Genomic DNA, 14521 nt, shown 5'->3' on the forward strand with positions numbered 1-14521 from the left:
AAAAATATGCAGTTGAACTAAAATTCTTTAATATTCACAGGTAGCAAAAGGGTTTCGATAAACTAAAATTGGGTCTTAATACTTATAATAATGTTGGTTTTCGATCAGACGATTTACGTTTCGACTTTGAAGATGATAAAAACGTTGGATTTATAGAGAACAAGGAGAAACTGAAATAAATTTACATTTATGTATTGGCTATACGTTTTAGCAGTAAAAACATTGTACAACAACGTATATGGATTTGTTGTATGAGTTATGTGAGAGTTAGCACTTAACTTTGTGAGTATAAACCAAGTTGGAAATTCTGCGGAATCTAAAAAAGTACGCGAGAACAAGCAATTACTTAAAGCCATTACTAGCTACAATTTTTTAATTATTTGAAGCCATTTGATAACCTATGTATGGCTATTTTATAAATCAATTTTCAGGGTTTCTACTTGTTTAATTTAGCATCACTTCCAAACATCCAAAGTGGTGTTTGTTTCATAACTTCATTTGCCTCTTCTTCCATATATCCTCCTAAAATTTCAGGAACGTTTGAAAAAATAGGTGTCATATGTTCTAATTCTTCATCTTGTAAAATTGGCCATTTTGAATGACCTCCAACATATAAAGAAGGTAAAGCATATACAACTCTTTTAATTTTGTATTCTCTAATCATAAAGGAACACATTGGGCAGGGTTCACAACTCGTGTATAATGTACATTCAGATAAGTCTGTTGTTCCTAATTTTAGATGCGCATTATGTAATGCCAATATTTCGGCATGATCAGACACTTTCCCATTTTTATTGTTTATGCCTTCGGCTATTAACTTACCGTCTAGAGAAACTAAACTTCCAAAAGCGGCATCGCCTTTATTAACTGCTATTTGAGATAACTCAATACATCTTAGCATAATTTTTTTGTCGTACCCTTTAATTGTTTGCATATTTAACGTATTATCAGTTTTATTGTTAAGAATATTCATTACTACAAGCAATAAATGATAAACTTTAAAATAATGCGAAAGTAAATTTTAAAGTTTATCATACTATAATGGTTGTGTTATTACTCTTTTATGAATTTAATTGGATTTCTGTTTTCAAACTTTAAGAAGTATACTCCATTTTCTAAGTTTCGAGCGTCTATTTTGTCATTTATAGAAATAGTTCCCCTCTTAACTTCTTTACCTAAAACATCATAGATATTGTAATTTTCCGTTGTAGTTAATCCTCTTACTTCAATAAAGTCCGTTGTTGGATTAGGAAAAATCTTTACAGTTTTAAGTGTAAACTCATCGGTAGATAAAGGCTCGTTAATAACTAAAGTGTCAAAACCAAAAACGACCGGAAATGGCGAAGTAACCGTAAAAGAGGTTACGCCTGTCCAATTAAGAGTTACAGCAGCGCCTCCATTAACCACATTTACATTAACACTCTCGTTGGTCCCGTCCGATGTGGTAAAAGTGTAAATTGCAACGGACGCCTGTCCCTCTAATGCTATAATAGAGTTGATCTCTACGGCTTCACTAAAGGCAAACGTAGCCTCACTTGAATAAACAGAAAAGGCAGCAGCAATATTGCCCGATGAGCCTCCATATCCATTAGCATCTAGTACAGTTATGGTCTCATAACTTGTAGTTAAAGTTATCCCATCAATAGTCTCTGTTAAATAGTCTCCGTGGTCAGTAGCCGTTTCATATCCAAAAGTTGTTTGTGAATACGAGTTAAGGCTAAATAAAATAATTAGTAATAAGTAAGCGTTTTTCATTTTTTAATAAATTTTAGTGCGTTTGCATTTTCAAACTTTAAGAAGTATACACCGTTTTCTAAGGTTCGAGCGTCTATTTTTTCATTTATAGAAATAGTTCCCCTCTTAACTTCTTTGCCCAAAACATCATAGATATTGTAATTTTCCGTTGTAGTTAATCCTCTTACTTCAATAAAGTCCGTTGTTGGGTTAGGAAAGATCTTTACGGTTTTAAGTGTAAATTCATCAGTTGATAAAGAAGAGGGGCTAATAATTAAATCATCAAAACCAATAAGAGCTGTTGTATTTACTGCAGAAACCGTAAAAGAAGTTACACCTGTCCAGTTAAGGGTCACAGCAGCAGCCCCTGAGACTAAAGACGCCGTAACAGAAGAATTACTTCCTCCTGTTGGTTCAAAAAAATAATCTAAGTCTCTGTATTGTAACTCTATAGCTAAAATAGAATTAACGTCTACAGGTTCGCTAAAGGAAAATACAGCGATATCTTGAGAAGTAAAGGAGGCTGCTATAAGGCCTGTTGAGCCAAAAAGTCCTTCACCATCCATTATAGCGATGTCAATGAAACCTGTATATAAGGTTATTCCTTCTATAGTTTCTGATAAGGCGCCTGCGTCGCTAGTAGCCGTTTCATATCCAAAAGTTGTTTGTGAATATGAGGTAAGACTAAATAAAATAATTAGTAATAAGTAAGCGTTTTTCATTTTTTAATAAATTTTAGTGCGTTTGCATTTTCAAACTTTAAGAAGTATACACCGTTTTCTAAGGTTCGAGCGTCTATTTTTTCATTTATAGAAATAGTTCCCCTCTTAACTTCTTTGCCCAAAACATCATAGATATTGTAATTTTCCGTTGTAGTTAATCCTCTTACTTCAATAAAGTCCGTTGTTGGGTTAGGAAAGATCTTTACGGTTTTAAGTGTAAACTCATCAGTTGATAAAGTAGAGGGACTAATAATTAAATTATCAAAAGCATAATTAGCGTCAACTGAAGTAACTGTAAAAGAAGTTACACCTGTCCAATTAAGAGTTACAGGCGCACCTCCATTAGTCACAGACGCAGTAATAGTGGGGTTGTTTCCTCCTGTTGGTGTAAAAATATAGTCTATGATGAAGTAGATACGCCCTTCTAAAGCAACAATAGAAGTAATATCTACGGCCTCACTAAAGGTAAATGTAGCTAAAGTTTGTAAATACCCCTGACCTGCTATTGCTATGTTTTCTGTTGAACCTGCAAATCCTCCGGCATATAAGATATTTACATTCGTATAACTTGTAGTTAAAGTTATCCCATCAATAGTCTCTGTTAAATAGTCTCCGTGGTCAGTAGCCGTTTCATATCCAAAAGTTGTTTGAGAATATGAGTTAAGGCTAAATAAAATAAGTGCTAAGAAGTAAAAAATTTTCATAATTAATTAGGTTTATTGTTGTTATTATTTGTTTTAAATGTTTGTTAATTATTCTGTAACGCTATCATATCTAAATTCAGAAGCACCTAATATGGTTACACTAGAAAATGAATCAAATAAGGTTTCTGCATGTATTGTTAAAGAATTTTCAGTAGGTAAACTCGTTGGAGTTTCAGATAAAGCATATATAGTAACAATATACTCATGTGTCCCAGCATCTGGAGAACATGGCGAGGTATACCCAATAGCATCACCATCTTTATTTGAACCAATATACCAATCATCACTAGTAACTTGACCTGCAGCAATAGACGTTACCGAGGCATCTATATCCCAAAGTGCCAGATACGAGTTAGCCATTGCTAAATTACCCTCATCACTAGCATTTGGATAATGCACAATATGAATAGCAAATTTATTCGTGCCGCTTGGTGCATTACTCCATTCTAAAGGAATTGAATTGTCATCATCGCATTGATAATCACTTAATAATTCACCATTTTCAACAGCAGTGCTTGTTAGTGTAAAATCACTTGATGAAGTACCACAACCATATGCATTTGCATGCACCTCAGCTGGATCACCACTGTAATTAAATGTTTGGGTATTAAGTGGCGCATTCGTATCTGTAGTGTGTACAAATGTAATTGTACCTTCAATTTCCCAATCATAGACAATTGTACCTTCAGTTACCGTATTATCTGTAGTTGTTTCATAAGTTAGTGTGTAACCATCACAGTTGTCATTTACTTCAAGTCCTGTGATTTCATGATTATCTGTTCCGCCAGTTAAATTAATATCACTTAAATCGTGCTCTGTGCTAGCTAAAGCCTGAGGTTCTATCTGGGTTTGTGGCGATGTACCACCAATGGTCACAACACCTCTTAAATAAGGTGTCATATAAGGTGCTGCATCTAAACTATGATAATGATAATAACCCTCATCATCTTCATGACCAAAATATTCATCTAAATCAGTAACGGTACTTCCATCAGTTTCAGTAGTTCCATACAACGGAAATCCATCGAATATAAAACCAATAGGATAGTTTCCAGTTGTTGATGATAAATGCGTTGGCGGCGTATGGTAATGGTAATCATTTCCGTTTCCAGAATGTCCTCCAAAAGCATCTAATTCTCCAAGTTCATTAGAAATTTCACCACTTGCATTGTACGGGTTAAAAATTGGTATGCCGTTAGCTGCAATTCCTATAGCTCCTCGTTGAAGATCATCCGTAATACTTACAGCTTCAGATTGGCTATCGACATAAGTAGGGTTTAAAGGAATAGACCAATGATTATTATCATCAATATAATATTGTATTGGGATAGGGACTCTCTCAATCCATGACGTAATACCTACCATCATTTGGTGGTCGGGAATGCCATTAGATTCAACTTTTAAATACCCATCAGAATCAGCGTAAGTAACTCCAACATTACCAAAGAAAGAAAATGATGTTTCTAAAAAATCCTGAGAGTAAGCTAGAGCATCATCACTTATAATAGGGTCGTCATCTGTTGTTGAATTAGTATCGTCATCACTAGAACAAGCCCATAATAATAAAGCAAACCCAAAAACAAAGACTACTGCTGCTGTTGCAGGATTTCTTTTCTTGTAATATTTATAAATGAATAAACCAGAAACCAATAATACCAAAATCAATATGGCTATTAGCATTACTTTATAATTACTCTTACCTTGAACAGAAAGCGTCGCTATAATAGATTCCTCTTTTGGATGATGTGGCGTATTTAATGCACTTATTTGAGAAACCTTTTGAAGGATATACACATTATCTTTTCTAGATAATTTTTCTATTGGCAACGAAATTTTTGAACCATTTGTCGTTACAAGAATTACTTGCTCATTTTTATAAAGGTAAAAACTACCTTTGGCAATCACATTATTTTCAAAATCGTGCCATATTCTAATATGTTTTTCGCCATCATGATGGCCTTCATGCGCCAACACAGCAATCCATTGAAATAACATTGCAAATAATATTAATATTTTAACTGGTTTCATAAGATTACTATTTTAGTTTAAGATTAATTTCTTTTGCTGAAACGTATTGTTATTACGTATTGTCATAACATACAGTCCATGAGATAGGCTCGTAAAGTTGAGTTGGTTTTTTTCCAGAAGTTAAATGTCCTTGTTTTATAATTTGCCCTCTAGTGTTTATTAGCTCATACGTTACTGCTTCTAAAGCATCTACAGTTATTATGCCGCCATTGTTGGGTATTGGGTATATACTAAAGGCAGGTCTTTCAAATGAATTAGTACTCAAAGTATCACAATCTTCACTAAAACTAGCTACATCATCTATGGATGTCCAATTAGTAATACTATAAGATGCATTATCTACTTGAATACAAGTTAAATTTGAGTTTCCTGTTGAACTAAAACCAACAATATTAGTGTTGTTTCCGTTTGCCAGATTTAAAACACTTAAATTATTTGACTTACAGAAAAGTTGTGTTAGAGCAGTATGCGTACTTAAATCTAAACTGGTTAAATTATTATCATTACAGTAAAAACGTTCTAATGCAGTATTGCTACTCAGGTCTAAACTGCTTAAATTATTATTCTTGCACGAAAGATACTCTAAGGCAGTATTCGAACTTAAACCTAAACTGTTTAAATCATTAAAATCACAGTTAAGAGTTTCTAATGCAGTATTCGCACTCAAATCTAAACTGGTTAAATTATTTTGAGGACACCATAAATACTCTAAAGCTGTAAAGTCTTCAATACCAGTTAAATCGTCAACTCCTTTATTAAGAATAGTTAAGTTTACTAGAGTATTAATATTTGCCGTTAGTACATAATCGTCTAGAACATCATCCAGGTTTAGGTCTATTAAAACCTGTTCAAAATTATCATCGGGTACATAAGTGTTTTGTGCTTGTGCAAAAGCACATACAAATAGTATAGACATGTAAAGTAGGCTTTTTTTCATGATATGGTTATTAGTTTGTTGCATAAACATTGAAGTCATTTTTCGGTTTTTTAAATTTTAATTGTTTGTTTTAAATTTTAAGAATAATCTTGCTATTAATCATTTTTTAATTAACTGTATACCTTACAACTACTAGATTATCTAATACTACATTTGTACTCCAAATAAATTCTGCATCATTAGTAGTGTCATCAAAAACATCTGTAAAATTGGTATAAGAGGTTTTGTTGTCTACGCCAATCTCAGTATTGGTATAAGTGGTTGCCGATGGCCAACCTGAATCATCGAAGTTTTCCGTTTCCCAATCTGTATCTTGTGCCCAATGCAAACCATAGTATGTAGCACCATCATCGGTACCTGTGGTATCACAATTATCGGTGCTTCGTGTGGTTCCACTTTCAGTAGGGCAACTTAAATCTTTTATAGGTGCAGAATAGAATGTTTGTGCTTTCCAATCGCCTCCTGTAATTGCAACTGTATTATCTGACTCATCTTTAAATACAGCAACCATCCCTCCATCTCCTGGATGGTAAGAAAACCCTTGATTATCTTCTGACCCAAGGCCTAAATTTTCTTCCCAATCCACCAGTTTCATGGCTATAGTATAAGACGTTGAGGCTCTAAAGCGAACAATGCTTGAATTAAAGTCTGTGAAAGGCACAGCATCTTTACCCACAGCAACACCATTTACATACATTTCAAAATAATTATCAGCAAATATATACGCGGTAATTACTTCTCCACTTGCATCGATTTCAATAATATCATTTCCATCTAAAGCACTAACTGCTTCTGTTGCCGAAGCATAAGTATTCCCATAAACATTGTACAAATCTGATGACAATGGAAATGTATCATCTGTATAGTTTACTTCTGCAGGAACCGTCCACGTGCTACCATCAGTTGCATCAATAGTTCCTAAACCTGCAACTCTAGTTCCGTTAGAAAATAAATTTGCTATTGTTGTTGTAGCTAATCCTTGTGTAACCAATGCTGTTCCAGAGTATATAGAACCTGTACCATCGTCTGTATCATCTGTATCTGTACTATTTGATACATAACCTGTTGGTTGGTCACAGTCTTCTAGACTTATATCAGGATTTCCCAAACCATCGCCATCTGCATCTTGATACCAAGTAGAGGTTGTACAAGGGCTATCACCTTCATCTGAGCAGGCTATAATAAAAGCAAGAAAAGCAGTTGAAGCAATTGAAATAATCAATAAAAAGGTAAATTTTAGGTGATTTTTCATAATTATAGTATGTGTTTCTTAATTATTTATGTTTAGATGCGCTTTGATTGAATAATATATCGGATACACCAACACCATCGTGTTGCAATACTGTCGATTGTGTATCTACAACTATACTATTATCGTCTTTATCACGAAGCTCTACAAATACCCAGTCTGTAATAACATCTGTGCCTACAACCGTAAACACAGATGCATCAGCGACTAACCCATCACCTATGGTAACATAGAGGGATTACATTTCGTAAATCATCGCGCAATAAGCTTTTTATCCCTGTATTGGGGTTTAAGTTTGCGCCTTCTAATTAGACTCTTGGACTTACAAGCACTATCTCTTTCTCAAGGTTGTTTTAGGCTATACGGCCTTCATAAATTGTTTTTTTTACAAAAAAAGATGAAAACTAAAGGAAAATGCTGTTTTTAAGGGTGTCAAAAAGGTTTCTTGGAGGTATCAAAAGGGTTGCTTTGAGTGTCAAAGAGACAAATGATTAATTTGGATAGTAAATTTAAAAATCATCACTATCCTAGAGTTATTATACTTGAATCTGAACAAAGAGCTTTAAAACAGTATAGAAGCTGTACATATCATAAGAAAAAGGCAAATTTCCTAAAAAGTTTCAATTTGAGAATCAAAGCGTTCGAACCGCTGATGTCAACCCTATACTTTTAAAAGTTGCTAATATTAATAAAGGATTGAAAGAAAATAAAAAAAGGGACAAATCAACTTTTTTTGATTTGTCTCATGAAGTACTGAAGACGGGACTTGCCGTTGGCGAGTCCCATATCAACATGTTGAAAAAAACCGATTCAAATTCTTGAATACCTTTTTTGTTTTGAAAATGTCTTTGAAAATTGAATTTTCGAACATTTTCAAAACAAAAAAGCCGAAACTTTCGTTTCGGCTTTTCATCTGTACTGAAGACGGGACTTGAACCCGTACGTCCTAATGGACATTGGATTTTAAGTCCAACGTGTCTACCAATTCCACCACTTCAGCTTGGTATATTTTTAAGATGTAGAGCGAAAGACGGGATTTGAACCCGCGACCCTCACCTTGGCAAGGTGATGCTCTACCCCTGAGCTACTTTCGCATTATAGCAATTATTTAAATGAACGTTTTGTTGTAATTGCGAGCGCAAATTTAAGACTTTTCTTAGAAATGCAAAGCCTTTTAATAAAAAAAATACACTTTTTTTATGCACGCTTCTTTTTCAGCAACATACGTTTAATTTCATTGAGTTTCATAAGCGCCTCAACAGGTGTTAGTGTATCAATATCTGTATTGACAATCTCTTCTTTTATCTGCTCTAATAATGGGTCATCTAAATTAAAGAAACTCAATTGCATCTCATTATCTAAAGTTTTCACCTTATCTGTTAATTCTTCACTAGAATGTGATTTCTCCAGTTGCTTTAATATCTTATTGGCACGATGAATAACTTGCTGAGGCATACCAGCCATTTTTGCTACATGAATTCCAAAACTATGCTCACTACCTCCTTCTACCAGTTTTCTTAGAAATAACACATTATCCTTTAATTCCTTTACAGAAACATTAAAGTTTTTAATACGCTCAAATGTTTCAGACATTTCATTAAGCTCATGATAATGCGTAGCAAATAACGTTTTTGCTTTGCTTGGATGCTCATGTAAATATTCACTTATAGCCCAAGCAATAGAAATTCCATCATAAGTGCTTGTTCCACGTCCGATTTCGTCTAGCAATACCAGACTTCGGTCTGATATATTATTTAAAATAGATGCCGTTTCATTCATCTCAACCATAAATGTCGATTCTCCCATCGAAATATTATCACTGGCTCCTACTCTAGTAAAAATCTTATCGGTTAATCCAATAGTTGCCATTTCCGCAGGAACAAAACTACCCATTTGAGCCAATAAAACAATGAGTGCTGTTTGACGCAAAATTGCTGATTTACCCGACATATTTGGTCCTGTTATCATGATAATCTGTTGCCGCTCTCGATCCAAATACACATCATTAGCGATGTAAGATTCGCCATGAGGTAACTGCTTTTCTATAACAGGATGTCTACCATTTTTAATATCTAATTCATAACCATCACTAAGTACTGGTCTTGTATAATTATTATCGGTTGCCAATTGCGCAAAACCTGTAAGACAATCCAATTGCGCTATTAAAGCCGCATTGTTTTGAACGGGTTTAATAAACTGACCTATCCAATGTACCAACTCAGAGAAAAGCTGCTGCTCTATTAATAAAATACGCTCCTCAGCACCTAATATTTTGGTTTCATATTCTTTAAGCTCTTCGGTTATATAGCGCTCTGCGCTCACAAGTGTTTGTTTTCTTATCCATTCTTCAGGAACTTTATCTTTGTGCGTATGACGTACTTCAATATAATAACCGAATACATTATTTGAAGCTATTTTAAGCGAAGTGATTCCTGTACGTTCGCTCTCACGCTCCAGCATTTTATCTAAATAATCTTTTCCTGAAGCCGAAAGATCTCTCAATTCTTTCAATTCTGTAGAGAATTCAGATGAAATCGTCTGACCTTTTAAAATATTTACTGGCGCGTCTTCATTTAGTGTTGCCTTAATACGCTCACGTAATGTCTCGCAAGCATCCATTTGCTCTCCTAAGTGTTGTAAGGCTTTATTTTTTGTTTGAACTGCTAAAGCTTGTATTGGAACAATAGCTTCTAAGGCATTTTTAAGCTGAACAACTTCTCGAGGTGTGATTTTTGCTGTTGCCACTTTCGAAATAAGACGTTCAATATCTCCAATTTGTTTGAGTTGATGCTGAAACTTTTGACGCAGCTCTACATCTTCTTTAAGATATTCAACGACATCATGTCGTTGTTTAATTTTCTCACTATTTACTAGCGGTAAAGCCAACCAACGCTTAAGCAATCTCCCGCCCATTGGAGAAATCGTTTTATCTATAACATCTACTAATGTCACGGCGTTCTGATTCGTAGAATGATATAACTCTAAGTTTTTAATAGTAAAACGATCCATCCACACATGTTCTCCTTTAGACAAACGTTGAATCGATGTAATATGCTCTAATTTATGATGTTGGGTTTCATTCAAATAATGCAAAACAGCTCCTGAAGCCACAATACCTTCATACAAATCATCCATACCAAATCCCTTTAACGATTTGGTCTTGAAATGTTTGAGTAGCGCCTCATTGGCATAATCGTCTTGAAACACCCAATCTTCCAAATAAAATGCATGAAAGTCGGTTCCAAAAGCATCATTATACTTCTTTCGATTAGGCTTAGAGACTAGCACTTCACTCGGTCTAAAATTTTGAAGCAGTTTATCAACATACTCCTCATTACCTTGAGATGCTAGAAACTCTCCCGTTGAAACATCAAGAAATGATACGCCAATTGTTTTTATACCAAAGCAAACAGCAGCTAAAAAATTATTAGTTTTAGAATGTAAAATATCATCATTGAGTGCGACTCCTGGTGTAACAAGCTCGGTAACACCACGTTTTACAATGGTTTTAGTTTGTTTAGGATCTTCAAGTTGATCACAAATAGCCACACGTTCTCCAGCTTTAACCAGTTTTGGTAAATAGGTATTTAAAGAATGGTGTGGAAACCCAGCCAACTCTGTTTCTGTTGGGCTACCTGCTCCACGTTTGGTTAAAATAATATCTAAAATTTTAGAGGCCCGAACCGCATCCTCACCAAAGGTTTCATAAAAATCACCAACTCTAAATAATAATAACGCATCAGGATATTTAGCCTTGATGGTATTATACTGCTTCATTAACGGTGTTTCTTTTTTTGCTTTTTTTGCCAACGGATTTATCTTTTTTAAATAGTATTTTTGTCAAAACTGTAAGACTGCTAAAGTACTTATAATTTGAAGTTTTATAAAGCGTAAAACCTATAAGTTATTTACAAAAAGCATAAGATTTTAACATGCGAAAACTAAAAAACAGCGAACTAGACCGATTAAACATCGATGAATTTAAGCACGCAAAAAAAACACCACTAATAATCGTCCTTGATAATATTAGAAGCTTAAACAATATTGGCTCGGTATTTAGAACTAGTGATGCTTTTTTGGTTGAAAAAATTTACCTCTGTGGTATTACGGCAACGCCACCTCATAACGATATTAGAAAAACAGCACTGGGTAGCACTGAAACCGTAGATTGGGTCTATGCCGAAAACACTTTAGACGTCATTAACATGCTTAAATCTGAAAACGTTAAAACGATTTCCATTGAACAAGCCGAAAAGGCAACCATGCTCAACACTTTCCAACCTGAAATGAACCAGAAATATGCACTCATTTTTGGCAATGAAGTGAAAGGTGTGTCTCAAGACGTTGTTGACGCCAGTGATATTGTGATTGAAATCCCACAATTTGGAACAAAACATTCATTGAACATATCAGTAAGCTGTGGTGTGGTTGTTTGGGATATGTTTAGTAAGCTCTTAAAACCCTAAAACAATTGGCTAAAAAAAACAAAACGCCTTGGCCAACAAAAGATGTCATGAATCAAATTTATGAAGCTCATTTATGGGGCGGAAAGACTTTTGATTTTTATTCGGGAGAAGGTTCTCATAATCCAAAAATCACAGAACCATATTTAGAAGCTGTAATTTCTTTTCTAAAATCTCACAACAACAAGTTAACAGTTTGCGATTTAGGTTGTGGCGATTTCAATATAGGAAAACACCTAACCAGTTATACCAAAACATATATTGGGGTTGATATTGTAAATAGCCTAATTGAAAGAAATAAAGATCAATTTAAAGAAGATCATCTCGAGTTTCATTGTTTAAATATTGCAGAAGACCAACTTCCAAAAGCAGACTGTGTTATTATAAGGCAAGTGCTTCAACATTTATCAAATGCCGAAATTCTAAACATTGCAAAAAAACTAAACAATTATAAATACATCATTTTAACCGAACATATTCCATCGAGAACATTCACGCCAAATAAAGATATCATCTCAGGACAAGGGAATAGACTAAAACATCAAAGCGGTGTTAACTTATTGTGCCCGCCATTCAATATAAAAAATCGAGAAGAACGTATATTAAACACCATCACAATAGACGAAAACAAGAGTGAGATTAGGACAATCCTTTATACGCATAAAACAAATAATTAAGCACTTCTTACCTTTAAATAGTAACTCAAATTTTAGGTAGTACCAGCGTCGCAAATTTCACCAAGCAACCATAAATAATCGCTGCGATTATTTACAAAGTCTTTATCTGAAATATCAATAATTTTTACATTGAGTTCTGATTGATTTTTCAAAAATTCTAAATATCCAGAATTAATTTTCTCCAGATATTCATCGTCAATGTTTTGTTCATAATCCCTACCTCGCTTCCTAATATTCTCTTGTAAACGTTTTGTATTTTGATAGAGATACACATACAACTCTGGCTTAGCGATATCTTTATACATTAAATAAAATAACTTACGGTAGAGTTTAAACTCATCTTCTGGTAAAGTAATCTTAGAAAAAATAAGCGATTTATAGATATCATAATCGCTAACGATAAAATCTTTAAACAAATCTAATTGCGACAAATCATCACTTATTTGCTGATACCTGTCAGCCAGAAAAGACATTTCTAAAGTAAAAGCATAACGCTGGGGTTCTTCATAAAACTTGGGAAGAAACGGATTATCTGCAAAACGTTCTAAAATAAGTTTAGCATTAAAATCACTAGAAATCTGATGTGCTAAACTCGTTTTTCCTGCGCCAATATTTCCTTCAATCGCAATGTAATTGTAGTTCGAAAAATTAAACTGTTTAGATGGGTTTTTTAACCAAATTTTAATGGTCTCTAAATCGCTTTTATCTTCACAATCCGCCAATAATTCTTCGGTAGTTTTTTTTAAGTTAGGATGTTCAAACTTCGATGCTAAATCTCTAAGTGGTTGCAGTACAAATTGTCGATTTTGAAGTTCGGGATGTGGAACAATCAGATGGTCTTGATTATAAGTTTCGGTATTAAAATACAAGATATCTAAATCTATAGTTCTAGATTCAAAGGTCTCAGACTTCGTTTTTTCACGACCTAATTTGGTTTCAATATGTTGTAATTTACTAAGTACAGTTACAGCATCACATCTGGTTGAAATGGAAACACAGGTATTCAAAAAATCGGCGCCTTCAAACCCAAAAGCTGGCGAATTATAGACCTTAGCAATACCATTGACAGTACCAATTTCAGAGAAAATTAAATCCACAGCATCCTGCAGATATTTTAATCTGTCACCTTTATTGCTACCAAGAGCGATGTAAACGTGGTTAATAGAATTCATATTGAGTTGTCAAAATAATGAAAAGAAAATCACTTTGACGTATATTTACGGTAAGTTTTTATTCACAATTTATGACCTTAAAAGACAAACTCGCTGCCCAACGTATTTATTTATTTTTAGCCGCACTTTTTATTACGTCGTTAGTGGTTTCTAATCTTATTTTTCAAAAGTTTTTTTACTGGTATCCAGTTGATGTAGAAATTTTTGGTGCGAAACTTTTCGAAATTTCAGTCGGTATTTTACCTTACCCAATTACCTTTTTAATAACCGACTTAATTAGTGAGATCTATGGAAAGAAACGCGCTAACCAAGTTGTAGTTGCCGGTATTTTTGCTTCGCTATTCTCATTGCTAATCGTTTATGTGTCTAATGCTGTACCCGCCACCTCTTGGTCTCCTGTAGGAAACGAAATGTTTTCTACTGTTTTTGGTAATACCTCTATTGCTGTCTTTGCAAGTATGATGGCCTATTTATTAGCGCAATTCGTAGACATCCAAATTTATCATTTCTGGAAACGTCTCACTAAAGGCAAGCACTTATGGTTACGTAATAATTTCTCTACCTGGTTATCTCAGTTTGTAGATACTATGACCATTTTATTGTTACTGTGCTCTTTTGATATTATTGCTTGGGAACGATTTAGCGGATTATTAGTTGCTGGATTTCTTTTTAAGGTACTGGTTGCTTTGTTTGACACTCCGTTTTTATACTTAGGTGTCTTTCTCTTTAGAAAACGTTTTAACCTAAAAGTAAATGAAGAAATTGAACTCATTTAAACATCAAATGGGTTAAAGTTTTATTAAACTTTTGAATGAATAAGACTTAAACTATATTC

General features: G+C 34.1%; 13 protein-coding genes and 2 tRNA genes. 3 read left to right on the forward strand and 12 right to left on the reverse strand.

Annotated elements, in window-relative coordinates:
• Positions 1–436: 436 nt before the first annotated feature.
• From Q0787_RS01070 to mutS, 11 genes are all read right to left on the reverse strand, one after another.
• Positions 437–934 carry a nucleoside deaminase gene (locus Q0787_RS01070; RefSeq protein ID WP_298900343.1) on the reverse strand — a complete coding sequence of 166 codons (498 nt, stop codon included), beginning with the start codon at positions 932–934 and terminating at the stop codon, positions 437–439.
• 119 nt (positions 935–1053) lie between these two features.
• On the reverse strand, positions 1054–1755 hold the full coding sequence (locus tag Q0787_RS01075; protein WP_298900344.1) for a T9SS type A sorting domain-containing protein: 702 nt from the start codon (positions 1753–1755) through the stop codon (positions 1054–1056).
• Complete coding sequence (locus tag Q0787_RS01080) at positions 1752–2456, reverse strand: T9SS type A sorting domain-containing protein (protein ID WP_298900345.1); 705 nt, start codon at positions 2454–2456, stop codon at positions 1752–1754. The genes Q0787_RS01075 and Q0787_RS01080 overlap by 4 nt, the downstream gene beginning before the upstream one ends.
• Positions 2453–3160 carry a T9SS type A sorting domain-containing protein gene (locus Q0787_RS01085; protein ID WP_298900346.1) on the reverse strand — a complete coding sequence of 236 codons (708 nt, stop codon included), beginning with the start codon at positions 3158–3160 and terminating at the stop codon, positions 2453–2455. The genes Q0787_RS01080 and Q0787_RS01085 overlap by 4 nt, the downstream gene beginning before the upstream one ends.
• Before the next feature lie 48 nt (positions 3161–3208).
• Positions 3209–5188, reverse strand: coding sequence for a YHYH protein (locus tag Q0787_RS01090; protein ID WP_298900347.1), 1980 nt, complete (start codon positions 5186–5188; stop codon positions 3209–3211).
• Positions 5189–5240: 52 nt separating this feature from the next.
• Entirely contained in the window at positions 5241–6125 is an 885-nt protein-coding gene (locus tag Q0787_RS01095; RefSeq protein WP_298900348.1) for a hypothetical protein, read from the reverse strand.
• Between the two features lie 106 nt (positions 6126–6231).
• Complete coding sequence (locus Q0787_RS01100) at positions 6232–7377, reverse strand: hypothetical protein (protein WP_298900349.1); 1146 nt, start codon at positions 7375–7377, stop codon at positions 6232–6234.
• 22 nt (positions 7378–7399) lie between these two features.
• A complete protein-coding gene (locus Q0787_RS01105; RefSeq protein ID WP_298900350.1) occupies positions 7400–7567 on the reverse strand; it encodes a hypothetical protein in 168 nt (55 codons plus the stop codon).
• A 723-nt stretch (positions 7568–8290) separates the two neighbouring features.
• A tRNA-Leu gene (locus tag Q0787_RS01110) sits at positions 8291–8374 on the reverse strand.
• A gap of 22 nt (positions 8375–8396) precedes the next feature.
• Positions 8397–8468 (reverse strand) — tRNA-Gly (locus Q0787_RS01115).
• 103 nt (positions 8469–8571) lie between these two features.
• A complete protein-coding gene (gene mutS, locus Q0787_RS01120) occupies positions 8572–11184 on the reverse strand; it encodes a DNA mismatch repair protein MutS (protein ID WP_298900351.1) in 2613 nt (870 codons plus the stop codon).
• Positions 11185–11306: 122 nt separating this feature from the next.
• Here mutS and Q0787_RS01125 point away from each other — a divergent pair, with 122 nt between their 5' ends.
• The gene (locus Q0787_RS01125; protein ID WP_298900352.1) at positions 11307–11840 is read left to right on the forward strand and encodes an RNA methyltransferase; all 534 of its coding nucleotides are present in this window, start codon (positions 11307–11309) and stop codon (positions 11838–11840) included.
• A 5-nt stretch (positions 11841–11845) separates the two neighbouring features.
• On the forward strand, positions 11846–12514 hold the full coding sequence (locus Q0787_RS01130; protein ID WP_298900353.1) for a methyltransferase domain-containing protein: 669 nt from the start codon (positions 11846–11848) through the stop codon (positions 12512–12514).
• Positions 12515–12546: 32 nt separating this feature from the next.
• On the opposite strand, the gene folK is transcribed toward Q0787_RS01130, so the two are convergent.
• On the reverse strand, positions 12547–13686 hold the full coding sequence (folK, locus tag Q0787_RS01135) for a 2-amino-4-hydroxy-6-hydroxymethyldihydropteridine diphosphokinase (protein ID WP_298900354.1): 1140 nt from the start codon (positions 13684–13686) through the stop codon (positions 12547–12549).
• 71 nt (positions 13687–13757) lie between these two features.
• Here folK and Q0787_RS01140 point away from each other — a divergent pair, with 71 nt between their 5' ends.
• A complete protein-coding gene (locus tag Q0787_RS01140; RefSeq protein ID WP_298900355.1) occupies positions 13758–14462 on the forward strand; it encodes a queuosine precursor transporter in 705 nt (234 codons plus the stop codon).
• Positions 14463–14521 lie beyond the last annotated feature (59 nt).

Origin of the sequence: uncultured Psychroserpens sp., from assembly GCF_947492715.1 — a bacterium.
In the GTDB taxonomy this organism is placed as follows: domain Bacteria; phylum Bacteroidota; class Bacteroidia; order Flavobacteriales; family Flavobacteriaceae; genus Psychroserpens.